Source organism: Aquimonas sp., assembly GCF_044377145.1.
GTDB lineage: Bacteria > Pseudomonadota > Gammaproteobacteria > Xanthomonadales > Xanthomonadaceae > Aquimonas.
Genome location: NZ_JBILJQ010000001.1, coordinates 254,491 through 270,951, shown reverse-complemented (window position 1 = coordinate 270,951; position 16,461 = coordinate 254,491). Strand labels below are relative to the sequence as shown.

The 16,461-nt window shown below is 64.3% G+C and carries 9 protein-coding genes; 5 read left to right on the top strand and 4 right to left on the bottom strand.

The window, feature by feature from the left end; translation table 11 throughout:
- Positions 1–167: 167 nt before the first annotated feature.
- Positions 168–2,729, bottom strand: coding sequence for a protein kinase (locus ACIQ7H_RS01175; RefSeq protein WP_395787508.1), 2,562 nt, complete (start codon positions 2,727–2,729; stop codon positions 168–170).
- Here ACIQ7H_RS01175 and ACIQ7H_RS01170 point away from each other — a divergent pair.
- Positions 2,728–2,916 (top strand): hypothetical protein, encoded by a 189-nt coding sequence (locus tag ACIQ7H_RS01170; protein WP_395787506.1) that lies wholly within the window; start codon positions 2,728–2,730, stop codon positions 2,914–2,916. The genes ACIQ7H_RS01175 and ACIQ7H_RS01170 overlap by 2 nt on opposite strands.
- Positions 2,917–3,618: 702 nt before the next feature.
- Here the strand turns inward: ACIQ7H_RS01170 and ACIQ7H_RS01165 are convergent.
- The 3 genes from ACIQ7H_RS01165 to ACIQ7H_RS01155 form a co-directional block, all read right to left on the bottom strand.
- A complete protein-coding gene (locus tag ACIQ7H_RS01165) occupies positions 3,619–6,165 on the bottom strand; it encodes a protein kinase (protein WP_395787504.1) in 2,547 nt (848 codons plus the stop codon).
- 37 nt (positions 6,166–6,202) lie between these two features.
- The gene (locus tag ACIQ7H_RS01160) at positions 6,203–6,769 is read right to left on the bottom strand and encodes an ECF-type sigma factor (RefSeq protein ID WP_395787502.1); all 567 of its coding nucleotides are present in this window, start codon (positions 6,767–6,769) and stop codon (positions 6,203–6,205) included.
- A 233-nt stretch (positions 6,770–7,002) separates the two neighbouring features.
- Positions 7,003–8,610: a peptide chain release factor 3 gene (locus tag ACIQ7H_RS01155; RefSeq protein ID WP_395787500.1), complete on the bottom strand. Its 1,608-nt coding sequence runs from the start codon at positions 8,608–8,610 to the stop codon at positions 7,003–7,005.
- Positions 8,611–8,860: 250 nt separating this feature from the next.
- Between ACIQ7H_RS01155 and ACIQ7H_RS01150 the strand changes: the two genes are divergently transcribed.
- The 4 genes from ACIQ7H_RS01150 (at position 8,861) to ACIQ7H_RS01135 (ending at position 16,319) form a co-directional block, all read left to right on the top strand.
- Positions 8,861–9,943: an HD-GYP domain-containing protein gene (locus tag ACIQ7H_RS01150; RefSeq protein ID WP_395787498.1), complete on the top strand. Its 1,083-nt coding sequence runs from the start codon at positions 8,861–8,863 to the stop codon at positions 9,941–9,943.
- A gap of 129 nt (positions 9,944–10,072) precedes the next feature.
- Positions 10,073–10,897, top strand: a complete 825-nt coding sequence (locus tag ACIQ7H_RS01145) for an HDOD domain-containing protein (RefSeq protein ID WP_395787496.1) — start codon at positions 10,073–10,075, stop codon at positions 10,895–10,897.
- Positions 10,898–10,996: 99 nt separating this feature from the next.
- Positions 10,997–12,760, top strand: a complete 1,764-nt coding sequence (locus ACIQ7H_RS01140) for a lysophospholipid acyltransferase family protein (protein ID WP_395787494.1) — start codon at positions 10,997–10,999, stop codon at positions 12,758–12,760.
- A 217-nt stretch (positions 12,761–12,977) separates the two neighbouring features.
- A complete protein-coding gene (locus ACIQ7H_RS01135; RefSeq protein ID WP_395787492.1) occupies positions 12,978–16,319 on the top strand; it encodes a TonB-dependent receptor domain-containing protein in 3,342 nt (1,113 codons plus the stop codon).
- Positions 16,320–16,461: the final 142 nt, after the last annotated feature.

The following is a 16,461-nucleotide window of genomic DNA, read 5'->3' as shown; positions in this document are numbered from 1 at the left end:
GCAGTAGTCCGCCTGGCTCAACCCACTCCGCACCTGCGAGCGCACATGCGCCCGCCACCGCCACGCCTCCGAACACGCCATCGACCGGTCCTCCGTTGGGGAAACCGGAGACGGTCGGGAGAATCAGATCAGGAAGGAAGGTGAGGTGGGCGGACGCTTACAATCATTCACCTCACTCTTAGGCCGGCAGTTGCCAGGGCTCGTTCTATATTGAGCTGCCGTTGACGGATTCTCTGGCAGGTCATTGAGCGCGATCTTGTTTCCTCGCTGCACGCAGGGACAGCTAGCGCCGCATCGAGGGCAGAGAGCTGGGCTCGAAGATTCCAAGCGCTTCTCAATGTGTGAGCTTCGGTATACGTCGGATCTGCGAGCAATTCCAAGGTTCGATCTGACCGGTTCAGTTTCAATAGGACTTTGGCCAGTAGGCTTTGGGCATATAGCGTGATAGGGGCGAGTGGCTTAAATCTTCGCCGCAGGATTTCATACCTGAGCTCCAGCAGCGATCTTGCCTCCTCGAGGCTTGGCTTCGATCCTTCCTGCAACAGCACTGTGGCATAAGACAATGAAAGCGTAATTGAGCCAACATGTTCAGCGCCACGGATCTCGTCTGAGACCTCGGTTGCAGCTCGATACTCCACAATGCTCTGCTCAATGCGATCGAGTCTATGCAGCGTGCCGCCAAGGATGCCTCGGGCCAACGCTACGTCCATGTTGCGTTCTCCTTGCTTCTCACGTGTTAGCGCGATCAGCTCTCTCAGCTGCTCTGCGATTTCGGGGCTTGCAGCAAGTGAGCTCATGTGATTAAGCATCTGAACTCTTGATCTCAGAACCCAGGGGTGATCTTCAGCCAGGCTTTGCAGCTGCCAGCGCAGTGTTGTTTTTAGGTTGTCTATGGACTCTTGGTACCTTGATAGAGTGCCCAGGCAATGGGATATCAGCCAACGAGTCTCATTTGCAATCGATGAATCAGGGCCAAAACCCCGCGAATCAAGTTCTTCAACGGTGTTCCTCATCAGAGAAACAGCTTCTTCGTGTCGCGATCTTGTTGCGAGTGTCCGCGCATGCGCCAGTGCGAATTCAGGCGCTTTATCGGCGCCCAAGTCCCGTAACCTCGCCAGATACGATTCCGCAACAGCCGCATTTCCCTCCCTCGCCATCCCTATCGCGCCACTCAGTAGTAGTGGAATCATTACTTCGTCAGGAACCTGCCGCGCTGCATTGCTTGCTTTGAGGCCACGCTCGGTCCAGTCGGCAGCACGCAGGCTCTCAGTCAGGTCCAGCTCGACGCGCGCCAAAGTCGCCGCCAAGCGCACAAAGAGCTCGGGTTGGTCGGCTTCAAGCGCGTTGATGCTCGGTACCGCGGCATCGAGGATTTGGCGGGCAGTGACCGTGTCACCAGATGTGCGCGCAGGGTCCGCATTGCGAAATGCGCTTTCGAGAATCTCCACCACCCGCAGCGCCCGATCCCGCTCCACCAACGCCAGATTTCTCTGCTCCCGCAGCTCAAATGCCTGCACCGCCAGCGTCGCCGCCGAGCCCAGAATCGCCAGCGTCAACGCACCCGACAAGGCGACCGAAACGCGATGACGTCGCACGAACAGCGTTGCGCGATAGATCCAGCTGGGCGCGCGGGCCTCTACGGGCCGGCCTTCCAGATAGCGGGCCAGGTCGTTGTCGAGGGCGCTGACGTTGGCGTAGCGTTCTGCGGGCGATTTGCGCAGGCAGGTGGCGACGATGGCGTCCAGGTCGCCGCGCAGTTCGCGTGCTCTCGCGGTCGGTGCGCGCTCACTCATCAGGGGTGGGGCGACCTGCAGGATCAGGCGCTCGATCTCGGCCGCGCGCAGGCCGTCGAAGTCGAAGGGCAGATGGCCGGACAGCAGTTCGTAGGCGAGCGCGCCGAGCGCGTAGACGTCGCAGCCGACCCCGAAGGCGCCGCCCAGCAGCTGTTCCGGCGCGCTGGCGTTTGGGGTGAAGAAGCGTTCGGCGGTGCGGGTCTGGCTGGCGTGTTCGGCTTCGATCGATTTGGCGATGCCGAAGTCGAGCAGTTTGGGCTCGCCGTCGTTGGTCACCAGCACGTTGTGCGGCTTGATGTCGCGATGCACCAGCAGGCGGTCGTGCGCGTGGGCGACCGCGGCCAGCAGCTTGCGCAGCAGTTTCAGGCGAGCATCGACACCGAGTTCGCGCTGCGCGCAGTACTCGATGATCGGCACGCCCTCGACCGCTTCCATCACCACATACGGCGTGCCGTCAGCGAGGCTGGCGGCGTCGATAAAGCGGCAGATGCCGGGGTGATCGAGGGCGGCAAGGTGGCGGCGCTCGGCCTCGAAACGATCGAGCAGGCCTGGCGAGACGCGGTCCGAGCGGATCAGCTTGATCGCGACGTTCTGGGCGACCGGGCTGTCGCTGCGCCGCGCCAGATACACCCGGCCCATGCCGCCTTCGCCGAGCCGACGCAGCACGGCGTAGGGCCCGATCGTCTGCGGATCGCTGGCCAGGCTCGGCAGCGCTTCGCGCAGCAAGGGCTCGACCTCGGCCGACAGATGGGCACGCAGCGCACCGGTTTCGGCATCGCGGGCGAGCAGAGCACGTACCGCATCGGCCAAGGCGGGTTCGGTGTCGGCGACCTCGGCGATTCGCGCTTCGCGCGCGGCGGCATCGAGTTCAATCACGGCCTCGAACAGCGCCATCAGCCGCTGACCGAAGGCGTCGGAGTGGGTGTCGGTGGTCATGGGCTGCAGTCGCGGTGTGTCGGGTTCGGATTCATACGTTGATAAGCCCATCGGCGTCAGCGCCGATACAGCCGGCGAATGGAGCGGCCACGGCCGGCGCCTGAGCGCGATTGAACTCGGCACCGGCAAAGAGCTGTGGGGCGTGGAGCTGCTGGATCGGAACTTCAGCGGGCCGCTGCCGCGGTGAGTGGGGTAGGGCTGTACGCCAATCGCGTCCCTCGTTAACGCCGCACGCCATCCGAAGTGCTCCGGGGCGGTCACTCCATCGCCCCGGAGCGGCGAAAAACTCCGGCTATTGGGTGATTACTGGGTCAGTCGGAAGCGGAAGATCGGCGATGCAATTGAGGGAGAAGGTGCCCTGCGAGCGCGTTCCCGTGGGGGAAATGACGGTCACAGTGACGCTGCCTTGAGCTTCCGTGTGCATGCAGGTGAAGGCTTGGTAGGGCGTGAGCGCGGTGCCTGATCCGCTAGGCGGGAAACCGAATACTGCCGACGTAAGCATTGCCGGGCTGGTTGCTGACCACACGTAGCTGAACCCAGGACCTTGTGGCCAGACTTCGCATTCATGCCAAGAGTTCAAGGGAGTGCAGGTCAATGTCGGCGGGGAAGGGGGGAGTATGTCGCTGCGACACTCACCTGTAGTGTCGCATCGACCTATTCCTTCTGCCCCTTCCCCTCCTTCGTCGTCAGTTGCCGAATGGCCACCGACTTGGAAGTACTGAGTAACTGGACATCGTTCATCATTGCCGCCGTCACAGTTTTCAACTTGGGCCCATGTGAGGGCTGGGAAGACTACAAGCATCAGTGAAATGCCTATTAATTTCATTTCTGGCTTCCTTGGATTGAATTCTTTCTGGGGTTGTGATTCGAGGGCTAAATCAGCGGTGTTCTACTGTGAAGGTGAGTGATTGGATAGCTCCAGTAAAGTCTTCATCCTCTCGATACTGCGACAAAGCGATTGTTCTTCATTCTTGCTCTCAGCGCACGCCGAGCTTCGCAGAATCTGGTCGATGTACCCTAGTCGAGCTTTTCTGTTCAGAGCTGCGCGCAGGGCGTTCCCGGAAAACTGAGGCGATTGAGCAAGCTCAGTAAGCGCATCTTGCCATTTCTCCTGCCTGGTAAGCGATTCGATTAGGCCATTGTGGATGTTCATGCTAAGAGGGGCGGATAGCCCGAGTAGCTCAATAGAATCAAGCGATGTGGTTCGAAACATTTCCTCGGCCTCGGGGAGATCCTTGCTGCTGCCTGTGTACAGAAGCAAGATGCCTAGGCTCAGCCCAGCTCGGATCGAGCTAATGTGTTTGGCTCCACGGCTTTCCCTGAAAAGCTCAAGTGCAACTCTGGCTTGTTGCATTGCGGCGTCAGGTCGATTTGCCCGGGACAACGCAAGGCTGAAGCTGTTTCGAACCATTGCCGCTTTGGGGCTTCTCGGTCCGAAGGTTGATTCAACGCTGCTGATCAAGCTGGGATACTGGTCAACTGCAGCGTCAGATTCGCCACTCGCGCTGGCCACGGCCAGCCTCCTGATTCTCGTCTCGAGTATCCATGGGTGGCCCTGCTTGAGGCCATCATTTTGCCAGTCAAGCGTCGCATCGGCGACTTCTGCTGCGCGGGTGAGCTGTTTGCTGTCCAAAAGACTCTGGATGAGAAGCCAGCGGGTTCGATTAGCGAGGAGATCTTGCGGATCATTTGCTGCAGCCATTGGGATCAGTCTCTCCAGAAGTGCGATCCCTTCTCGCCTCTGTTCGGGGTGGAGTGTCATTACGCGAGCTTTGGCGAACAAAAACAGGGGTTCTTCGGAGAATCCGCTACTTTCGAGCTGTTCGATGATCGCCCGGGCGCGGGGGGCGTTCGCGTTTCGGGCATGCGCAATTGCTCCTGTGAGCAACAGTGAGTGCAGGATCGTCGATGAAGCTTCATCTCCCTCAATCGCGGTTGCTCCGCGATCCACCCAATCCGCAGCCCTCGTCCACTGCCCCAATTCCAACTCCACATTGGCCAGCGTCGCCGCCATGCGCGCAAATACCTGCGGTTGGGTGGATTCAAGCTCCTCAATACCAGGCTTGGCGGCGTCCAGAATCTGGCGAGCGGTGATGGTGTCGCCTTCGCTTTGGCCGGGATCGGCATTGCGAAATGCGTTCTCGAGAATCTCGACCACCTGCAGTGCACGGTCGCGCTCGATCACCGCGAGGTTGCGCTGCTCGCGCAGCTCGAATGCCTGAACAGCCAGCGTTGCTGCGGAGCCCAGAATTGCCAGCGTCAACGCACCCGACAGCGCTACCGAAACGCGATGACGTCGCACGAACAGCGTGGCGCGATAGATCCAGCTGGGCGCGCGGGCCTCTACGGGCCGGCCTTCCAGATAGCGGGCCAGGTCGTTGTCGAGGGCGCTGACGTTGGCATAGCGTTCCGCGGGCGATTTGCGCAGGCAGGTGGCGACGATGGCGTCGAGGTCGCCGCGCAGTTCGCGTGCTCTCGCGGTCGGTGCGCGTTCGCTCATCAGCGGTGGGGCGACCTGCAGGATCAGGCGCTCGATCTCGGCCGCGCGCAGGCCGTCGAAGTCGAAGGGCAGATGGCCGGACAGCAGTTCGTAGGCGAGCGCGCCGAGCGCGTAGACGTCGCAGCCGACCCCGAAGGCGCCGCCCAGCAGCTGTTCCGGCGCGCTGGCGTTTGGGGTGAAGAAGCGTTCGGCGGTGCGGGTCTGGCTGGCGTGTTCGGCTTCGATCGATTTGGCGATGCCGAAGTCGAGCAGTTTGGGCTCGCCGTCGTTGGTCACCAGCACGTTGTGCGGCTTGATGTCGCGATGCACCAGCAGGCGGTCGTGCGCGTGGGCGACCGCGGCCAGCAGCTTGCGCAGCAGTTTCAGGCGAGCATCGACACCGAGTTCGCGCTGCGCGCAGTACTCGATGATCGGCACGCCCTCGACCGCTTCCATCACCACATACGGCGTGCCGTCAGCGAGGCTGGCGGCGTCGATAAAGCGGCAGATGCCGGGGTGATCGAGGGCGGCAAGGTGGCGGCGCTCGGCCTCGAAACGATCGAGCAGGCCTGGCGAGACGCGGTCCGAGCGGATCAGCTTGATCGCGACGTTCTGGGCGACCGGGCTGTCGCTGCGCCGCGCCAGATACACCCGGCCCATGCCGCCTTCGCCGAGCCGACGCAGCACGGCGTAGGGCCCGATCGTCTGCGGATCGCTGGCCAGGCTCGGCAGCGCTTCGCGCAGCAAGGGCTCGACCTCGGCCGACAGATGGGCACGCAGCGCACCGGTTTCGGCATCGCGGGCGAGCAGAGCACGTACCGCATCGGCCAAGGCGGGTTCGGTGTCGGCGACCTCGGCGATTCGCGCTTCGCGCGCGGCGGCATCGAGTTCAATCACGGCCTCGAACAGCGCCATCAGCCGCTGACCGAAGGCGTCGGAGTGGGTGTCGGTGGTCATGGGCTGCAGTCGCGGTGTGTCGGTCGCGGGGTCGGGTTCATGCGCTCAGCTGCTCTGCAAGCCAGGCGCGCGCAAAGCGCCAGCGGCGCACCACGGTCGCGGTCGAGCTCTCCGTCACTTCGGCGACTTCCTCGATGCTCATGCCGGAAAACACGCGCATTTCGACCACCCGCACACAGTCGCGATTGATCCGCGCTAGCGCGTTCAGCGCTGCATCCAGCTCCAGCCAGTCGACGGCTGCGGTCTGAGCGGCGAAGTCGGTGGCGGGCAGGGCGTCGAGCTCGATCCTGATCACGTCGCCGCCACGCTTCTGGCTGGATTTCTGGCGCAGGTGGTCGACCAGCACGCAGCGGATGGCGGTGGCGGCGGTGGCGAAGAAGTGGCCGCGGTCCTTCCAATCCACCTCGTGCTGCCGCTGCAGGCGCTCATAGGCTTCGTGAACGAGCTCGGTGGCCTGCAGCGTGCGGGCGCCCGGAAAGCGACTGAGCTGCCCGCGAGCCAGCTCGCGCAGCATCGGGTAGAGCGCCGTCACCAAGGCAGCCTCAGCCGCACTGTCCCCGCCCTTCCAGGCGCGCAGCAGATCGGTCACAGCGCTGTCCGACATAAAGCACTTCCCTGTGGACTCCATCAGCCGAAGGCGCCGCTGGAGCTCAGGCGGTGCGGGTCGACCGGGGCGATGTCGTGCAAGGGGCAAACCACCGATCCAGGCTCTGTGGAGCGGGGCCGCCGCGCGCGACCGAGGGATCGTAGCAGTCAACTTGATTCCGCTTAAGTGCCTGCCGTGGAGTCGTTGTGCGAGTGGTCCTGCCGCGCCCGCCTCGATGCGATGCGCCGGGTCTAGTCCACCGCCACTGCTTGGGCGTGCTCACGCGTCGCATCGAAATGCACGCCGGGCCAGCGCTCTTGCGCAAGCTGAAGGTTGACGCGGGTGGGGGCGAGGTAAACCAAGTGCCCGGCGGCATCCAGGGCCAGGTTGTTGGCGTTGCGGTCGCGGAACTCCTCCAGCTTCTTCGGGTCCTCGCAGCGGATCCAGCGGGTGGTGGCGACTGCGACCTGCTCGAAGCTGGCGTCGACGCTGTACTCGTCCTTCAGCCGGTAGGCGACCACATCGAACTGCAGGGTGCCGACCGCGCCGAGGATCAGGTCGTTGCTCATCAGCGGGCGGAAGAACTGGGTGGCGCCTTCTTCGCTGAGCTGGGCCAGGCCCTTCTGCAGCTGCTTCAGTTTGAGCGGATCGCGCAGGCGAGCGCGGCGGAACAGCTCGGGGGCGAAGTTGGGGATGCCGGTGAAGCTCAGCGCCTCGCCTTCGGTGAAGGTGTCGCCGATCGAGATGGTGCCGTGGTTGTGGATGCCGATGACATCGCCCGGCCAGGCTTCCACCGCGATCTCGCGATCCGACGCCATGAAGGTCAGCGCGTTGGCGAGCTTCATGTCCTTGCGGGTGCGCACATGCAGGGTCTTCATGCCGGCGCTGAAATGGCCCGAGCAGATCCGCATGAAGGCGACGCGGTCGCGGTGCTGCGGGTCCATATTGGCCTGGATCTTGAACACGAAGCCGGTCAGTGCTTGTTCTGACGGATCAACCTCGCGGCCATTGGTGGCGCGCGGCCGCGGCGAAGGCGCGTGTTCGACGAAAAAGTCGAGCAGCAGCTGCACGCCGAAGTTGTTCACCGCCGAACCAAAGAACACCGGCGTCTGCTTGCCGGCCAAGTAGTCATCCAGGATGAAGGGCTGGGCGGCTCCCTGCACCAGCTCAAGCTCCTCGCGCACTTCGTTCAGCAGCTCCTGGCCAACCGCTTTGGCCAGTGCCGGGTCGTCGAGGCTGGCGAAGATGGTGGAGTCCTGGCGGGTGAAGTTGCGGCCCTGTTCAAACAGATGCACTTCGCCCGAGACCAGATGCACCACGCCCTTGAGACGCTTGCCCATGCCGATCGGCCAGGTGATCGGTGCGCAGGCGATGCCCAGCACCTGTTCGATCTCATCCAGCAGCTCGATCGGGTTCTTGCCTTCGCGATCGAGCTTGTTGATGAAGCTCATGATCGGCGTGTCGCGCAGGCGGCACACCTCCATCAGTTTGATGGTGCGTTCTTCGACACCCTTGGCGACATCGATCACCATCAGGGCCGAATCGACCGCGGTCAGCACGCGATAGGTGTCTTCGCCGAAATCGGCGTGGCCGGGGGTGTCGAGCAGGTTGACCACGCTGCCTTCGTACGGAAACTGCATCACCGAGCTGGTGACCGAGATGCCGCGTTCCTTTTCCAGCGCCATCCAGTCCGAGGTCGCATGGCGCGCAGCCTTGCGACCCTTCACCGAGCCGGCCATCTGGATCGCGCCGCCGAACAGCAGCAGCTTCTCGGTCAGCGTGGTCTTGCCAGCGTCGGGGTGGGAGATGATGGCGAAGGTGCGGCGTTTCAGCGCTTCGCGTGCGGCTTCAGTGATCATGTTCGCAGGCAGTCGAATACAAAGCCGGGCATGGTAGCCGGGAAGGGCTGCGCCTGCATTCTCTGCGGGCGGCGGGCGAGCGTCGGCAAGCATCTTGCAAGCCCTCTCCGGCTTTGCGGCACTGCGCCAACCCCTAATCCACTTACTCCACGCGCGGGGCACCCATGCAGAACGATGCTGCGACGAATGTCGATGTGGTACTGCGGCCGGTTCGCCTTGGCCGGGTGTGGCGTGGCCGGAGCGCGATGGCGTGAGCGCGACCGCAGAGGGCGCAGGTGATTCGACCATCAGCGCGGGACTGCTGGCCGACTTTCTGTCGGAATGGGCAGACGCGACCCAGGTCACCGAACGCCTGCTGATCGAGCTGGAGGGTGCGCCGTCATCCATCGAACACCTGCATGGGCTGTTCCGCGCGGTGCATTCGATGAAGAGCAACCTCAAGATGCTGCACCTCGATGCCGCGGCCCGTCTGCTGCACGCGATTGAGGACGTGCTGCATGCGATGCGCGAAGGCCGAATGGCATTCGAGCCCACGTTTGGCGACCTGGTGCTGCTCAGCGTCGAGCGGGTACGCATCTGCTTCACCAGGCACCGCGGCGACGAGGCCCACGCCACGTCCGTTCTGGGACCCGTCGAGCGACTGGTGGCGCGGATGGCGGACGAGCCGCAGCGACGTTCGGTGCTGGTGAACCATGCGCTGACCCTGCTTGACCCCTGGTACGCGCCCAGAACCAGCGAATCCCAGTCCAGCCCCGAGCTGGATCTGTCGCACTTCCGCGCGCTCGCCCAAGTGTCGGAGCGACGCGCCGGGCTGGAAGAAGGCTCGACGCTGCGGATGGAGCAGATCGCTGCCGAAGTGAACCTGCGCGCCGGCCTGCCGATCCCGCCGATCCAGCTGTCCGCGGCGGTGCTGCTGCACGATTTCGGCATGTCCCTGCTGCCTTTGGAGCTGCTGAAATCGGCGGCGCCGCTCTCATCGGCGCATGTCGCCCTGCTGCAGGCGCATCCCGCCCGATCCGCCGCCTTGCTCGATCATCGACCCGAATGGGCGGCCGTCCGGCAGATCATCCTGCAGCATCATGAGCGTCACGACGGCAGTGGTTACCCGGCAGCCGTACCCGGTGATGCGATTCATCCTGGGGCGCGCTTGCTGGCAATGGTCGACACCTTTGAGGCCATCACCCAGGACCGCAGCCACAAATCGCAGCGACGGCCGGTGCTGCGCGCCCTGACCGAGATCAATGCCGGCGCCGGCAGCCAGTTCGATCCGCAATGGGTGCGGGTGTTCAACGATTGGGCGCGGCAGCGCTATCTGGGGGGCGCGAGGGCCTGAGCGCGCCGGGTGGTGGCCGCTCGCCCGGCGGCGGCCCGCGGTGCGTCACCCGCCGGCCAAACGTTGGCACATCGTCGGCGCCAGTCTTGCATCCGAGCCCGTGTACCCAACTCATCGTACGGAGCGAGCATGCGTATCGAGGAACTGTTCGACCACCCCCAGCCCTTGCCGAGCATGCCGCGCATTGTTCAGGAGCTGATCTCAAGCTTCGATGCCGATGAGATCGATTTCCGCCGTATGGGCGACAAGTTGTCGACCGACCCGGTGCTTTCGGCGCGCGTTCTGCGCCTGGCCAATTCGGCCTACTACCACTGCTCGCGGCCGATTGGAACGGTCGATGATGCGCTGACCATGCTGGGCTTCGGCGCGGTGCGGACCCTGGTGATCAGCAGCGGCCTGGCCGGCAGCTTTCGCGAGCTCAAGGGTTTGGATCTGCCGGAGTTCTGGCGCTTCAGTCTGCTGGCGGCGGTGGCCGCCCGGGCGCTGTCGCGGCCGGCGCGTCTGAACGGCGAAGTGGCGTTCACGGTCGGCTTGATGCATGCGATCGGGCAACTGGTGATGTACACCCGCATGCCTGACGAGATGCAGCACATCGCCCGCGTCGCCTCGACTTTTGATCCGCTGCGGCTTGAGGTCGAGCGTCGTGCCCTGGGCTATACCCATGCCGATGTCGGCGCGATGCTGGCCTCGCGCTGGCGCTTTCCTCCGCTGTTTGTCACCGCGATCGCGGGCTTCCCGGCGCCGTTGGCGAGCCCGGCCTTCGAACCGATGGCCGCACTGCTGCAGCTGGCGATCTGGCGCGCACGCGGTGAACAGAACGGCGACTCTGACGAGCAGTTGGCCAGCTCGATGCCGGCTGCGACTGCCGCCGCGATCGGGCTGAGCGCCGAATCGGTGCTCGCACTGGAACCGCCGTCAAAACTGGCGGAAGGGCTGGAATCGCTGTTGGCCTGATGCGCTCAAGCCCGCCTGGGGGAACTGTCCCTCTCGGCTGTCATGGCTGCGCAAACCTGCGCAGATAGGGTGGGAGCTCCTCCACCGCCGGCCATTCCCATGATTGATGTCGAGCAGCGCCTGTATGTCGCGTTCCCGTGGCTGGCACAAGGCGCTGCGCGCGCGTTCGCGCGGCCGGTGGTGGAGCTGCTGCGACGGGTCACCTGCGAGGCCCAGGTCAATGGCACCCTGGCGGCGCTGCGCGATGTGCAGGGCCTGGAGTTTGTCGAAGGCGCGCTCGAGCATCTGCAGTTCAGCTATCGGGTTGCGCCCAGCGACCGCGAGAACATCCCCAGCGAAGGCCGCGTGCTGATCGTCGCCAACCACCCGCTGGGCGCGCTGGATGCGCTTTCGCTGCTGCATCTGGTGGGCTCGGTACGGCGCGATGTGCGCATCCTCGCCAATGAAGTGCTCAATCAGCTGGAGCCGCTGCGGCCGCTGTTGATCGGGCTCGATGTGTTTGGCGGCGAAGCGCGGGGCGGCTTGCGTGCGGCCTACCGGGCGCTTGAGAACGAAGAGGCAGTGATCGTGTTCCCCGCCGGCGAAGTCAGCCGGATCCGGCCGCAGGGCGTGCGTGACGGTCGCTGGTCCGACGGATTTCTGCGCTTTGCCCGCAAGACCGGCGCTGGCGTTGTGCCGGTGCATATCGATGCGCAGAACTCGGCCATGTTCTACGGCGTATCGATGTTGGCCAAGCCATTGGCGACCCTGATGCTGCCGCGCGAAATTTTCGCTGCGCGCGCCCAGCGCATCACCCTGACCGTGGGCGCGCCGGTGCCCTCGTCAGCACTGCAGTCGCCGAGCTTGAACGAGTCCCAGCTGGCCCAGCGCATGCGCACGCACACCTACCGCTTGGCACGCCGCAAGCCGCCGATGTTCGTGACCTCCAGCGCGATCGCGCATCCGCAGCCGCCGCTGGCGGTGCGGGATGCACTGCGCCAGGCAGAACGGCTGGGCGCCACGGCCGATGGCAAGCAGATCCTGTTGCTGGATGCCGAGCTGTCGAACCCGGCGCTGAAAGAAATCGGTCGGCTGCGCGAGCTGTCGTTCCGCGCGGTGGGCGAGGGCACCGGCTGCAAGCGCGATCTGGATCGGTTCGATGCCCACTATCGGCACATCGTGCTGTGGGACGAGGCCCGGCTGGAGATCGTTGGCGCGTATCGGCTGGGCGAGATCGGGGCGATCCTGCAGCGCCATGGCCTGAGCGGTCTGTACTCCGCCAGCCTGTTCGACTACGCAGCGCAGGCGCTGCCGCAGCTGGCGCAGTCAGTCGAACTGGGGCGCAGCTTTGTGCAGCCGCGCTTCTGGGGCAGCCGCAGCCTCGACTATCTCTGGCAGGGGATCGGCGCCTACCTGGCGAAGCACCCGGAACTGCGTTATCTGATCGGCCCGGTCAGCCTGTCGGCCAGCCTGCCGCCGGAAGCGCGCGACTGGATCATCCACTGTCACCAGCATTTCTTCGGCGACCGCGAGGGCTTGGCGCAGGCGCGCAACCCGCATCGGCTGGATCCGCGGGTCGCCGCGGCGGCCGCGGCGCGCTGGGACGGACGTTCGGTCAGCGAAGCCCTGGCCGCGCTGAAAGCCGAGGTCGAGCTGGCCGGGGCCAGTGTCCCCACCCTGTATCGACAGTACGTCGACCTGTGCGAACCCGAAGGCGTGCGCTTCCTGGCCTTTGGCGCCGACCCCGACTTCGGGCACTGCGTGGACGGCCTGATTCGCGTGGACCTGCAGCGAATCAGGCCACACAAGCGCGCCCGCTACATCGATCGCCAGAGCGCCCAGACGAAGACCTCCCCCGAGCCGCTGCTGGCGTGTCAGGGCTGAGACGGGGATACAAAACTGTCATATAGTCCGGTTAAACTTCGGTTAATGCCTTAGGCAAGCCACACGCATACGTATGCGTGCATTCTCGCCCCGAGGCGTTTGCCAGCCAATTCACGAGTGGAAGAGGTCGCCCGCAGGCGGCCTCTCGCCGTGCCCGAGGCGGCCCGGCTGGATGCCACTCCAAGAGTTCTCCCTCCAAACGCAGGAACAGATCACGATGAATAAGCAGATGCGGGTCACTCGCCTCGCTGGCGCCCTGGCGCTGGTGCTTGCGACTTCCACCCCGGTGTTCGCCCAGACCACCTCCGCCCAGATGGCTGGCCGCGTCACCTCCGAGCAGGGTGAAGCACTGGTCGGCGCCGAAGTCGTGATCGTTCACGCCCCGTCCGGCACCACCGTGCGCTCGACGACTGATGGCGACGGTCGCTACTCCGCGCGCGGTCTGCGCGTCGGCGGCCCCTACACCGTCACCGTGCTGCGCCCGGGCTTCGAGCCCGAGACCACCGAGAACGTGTTTCTGCAGCTGAACGAAGTCACCGCCGTCAACGTCGACCTGGCCGCCGAGGCTACCGAGCTCGACACCGTGACCGTGGTCGGCAGCGCCGGCAGCGTGTTCTCGCCCGAGCGCATGGGCGCAAGCACCCAGATCAGCCGTGAGCAGCTCGACAGCTTCGCCTCGATCCAGCGCAATCTGCAGGACTATGCCCGCCTTGATCCGCGCGTCTCGCAGACCGACAAAGACCGTGGCGAAATTTCGGTGGCCGGCCAGAACAGCCGCTACAACAGCATCACCGTTGACGGCGTCAGCATCTCCGACACCTTCGGCCTGGAAGCGAACAACCTGCCGACCCAGAAGCAGCCGATCTCGATCGACGCGATCGACGCCGTGCAGGTCAACATCTCCAACGTCGACGTGACCCAGAAGGGCTACACCGGCGCCAACATAAACGCCGTCACCAAGTCCGGTACCAACGAGTTCAAGGGCAGCGTTTACTACGTTTGGCGCGATGACGGCCTGGCCGGCGACCGCTACAACCGAGTCGGCGACAGCTTCTTCGCGCCGCCTGCCTCGGAAGACGAGACTGCCGGCGTCACCTTCGGCGGCCCGCTGATCAAGGACAAGCTGTTTTTCTTCTTGGCCTACGAAGATCTCAAGTCGACCCGCGTCGGTTCCGACTTCGTTCCGCTGGGCGGCAACGGCAGCCAGGTGTTCATCACTCCGGCGCAGGTCGCGCAGGTCGCCTCGCTTGCGCAGAGCCGCTACGGCGTCAACATCGGCGGTATCGAAGCGCCGACCACCGCCGCGCTGACCGTCGAAGACATCCTGCTGAAGGTCGACTGGAACATCAGCGACACCCAGCGCGCCAACATCCGCTACACCAAGACGGAAGAGTCGAACCCGCTGCTTCCGAACAACAACGGCGGCAATCTGAGCTTCAGCTCGCACTGGTACAACCAGGACAAGACTGTCGAATCGGTGGTGGCACAGTGGTATGCCGACTGGACCGACACTTTCTCCACCGAGTTCCGCGCCAGCCGCCGCGAGTACGACAGCCAGCCGATCAACTTCAGCAATCTGCCGCAGGTCGCGATCCAGGTGACTGGCGGCACCCCGCCGGCCGGTGTGCAGGGCGGCACCCGCAATCTGCGCTTCGGCACCGAGCGTTCGCGCCACTTCAATGTGTTGTCCACGGTCACCGACGACATCTTCTTCGCCGGCAACTGGTACGTGGGCGACCACGAAGTGAAGGCCGGTTTCGACTGGGCCAACAACGACGTCTACAACGCCTTCCTGCAGGACACCAACGGCAGCTACCTGTTCGGGTGCATCTCGGCCGCTGACTGTGCGACCAGCTTCGAGTCGGGCAACCCGCTCGGCTATCAGGTGCAGGGGCCGCAGGCCGGCCAGACGCTGGCCAACGGCGTGGCTGAATGGGAGCTGGAAAACTGGGGCCTGTTCCTGCAGGACACCTGGGCGGTCAACTACAACCTGAGCCTGGTGTTCGGCGTTCGCTACGACCGCACCAGCATGCCCGACAGCCCGCTGTTCAACGCCGCCGCTGCGGCGGCCCCGGGCGCACTCGTCAACGGCCGCGCGACCGGCGGTTTCGGTCTGGATAACAGCACGACCATTGATGGCAAAGGCCTGTTCCAGCCGCGCCTCGGCCTGAACTACACCTTCGACACCGAGCGCGCCACGCAGCTGCGTGCCGGTTTGGGCCTGTATGAGGGTTCGGCCGCCAATGTCTGGCTGTCCAACCCGTACTCGAACACCGGTCGCGCCACTCAGGTGGTGGGTTGTGGCAACGCTCAGCTCGGATCGCAGTTTGCCCCCTGCCCGGCGGGGACCTCGCTGTTCAACCCGAACCCGGCTCAGCAGGTCAGCAACCTGGGCGCGCCGCCGGCCGCGAACGTCGATTTCCTGTCCAACGATCTGCGGATGCCGTCGGTGTGGAAGGCCAATCTGGCGTTTGACCACGAAACCCCGTTCTGGGGTGCTGTGTTCAGCGCGGAAGTGCTGTTCACCCAGACCAAGAGCGGCATCTTCTATCGCCACCTGAACCTGGGTGAGGCGACCCGTATCGGACCGGATGGCCGCGCACTGTTCTGGACGGCAGGCGGTTACAACCCGGCCTGCTGGAACGCCAACGGCACCACCATCACCACCGGTGCCTGTGCTGGAACCAACGGGCCGCGTGCACGTGCGCAAAGCAACACGGCGTTCAACAATGTGCTGATCGCGGACAACACCACCAAGGGCAGCGGCGAAAACCTGACCCTGTCGCTGTCGCGTGCGCGTCAGGACGATCCGTGGTCGTGGTCGGTGGCCTACAACTACTCGGACGCACGCGAGGTCAGCCCGCTGACGTCATCAGTGGCGAACTCGAGCTGGGCCGGTCGTTCGGTGTTCAACCCGAACGAAGAGCTGGCTTCCCGTTCGCCCTACGTGGTGCGTGACCGCTTCGTCGCCACCCTCGGTTTCCGTGCCTTCCTGTTCAGCGACAACGCTACCGACTTCGGCTTGGTTTACGAAGGCCGTAAGGGCAAGCCCTACAGCTGGACCTTCATCAATGACGCCAACGGTGATGCGCTCGGCGGCAACGACCTGATGTACATCCCCCGCGCTCCGGGCTCGAACGATGTGGTCTTCCGCGGCGGTGCGGCTGAAGAGGCTCGCTTCTGGGACTTCGTACGCGCCGAAGGCTTGGACCGCTACGCAGGTCAGGTCGTGGACCGTTTCAGCGAGTACGCCCCTTGGACCAACACCTTTGACTTCCGCGTCAGCCAGCAGCTGCCGGGCTTCATGGAAGGTCACAAGACCGAGGTCGTGCTGGACATCCTCAATGTCGGCAACCTGATCAACAAGGATTGGGGTCGCATTGATGAAGTCGGCTTCCAGGCCAATGGCGGTCAGGCGCGCAGCTTCGTCAACTACAACGGTATCGACGCACAGGGCCGCTACGTCTACAGCTTGGGCAACCTCGAAGACTTTGTGACCCGCCAGAACCGCGGCGAGTCGCAGTGGGCTGCCCAGCTGACCCTGCGTTACCGCTTCTGATCCGTCTTCCCGCCCGGGCTGCCACGTGCAGCCCGGGTGGCTCCGCGGAGCTTCAAAATCACGGCCGGCGCAGCGATGCGTCGGCCGTTTTTTGTTGGCTTGGCGGGCTATCGTTGTGGTGAACGCTTCAATCACGAAAGGG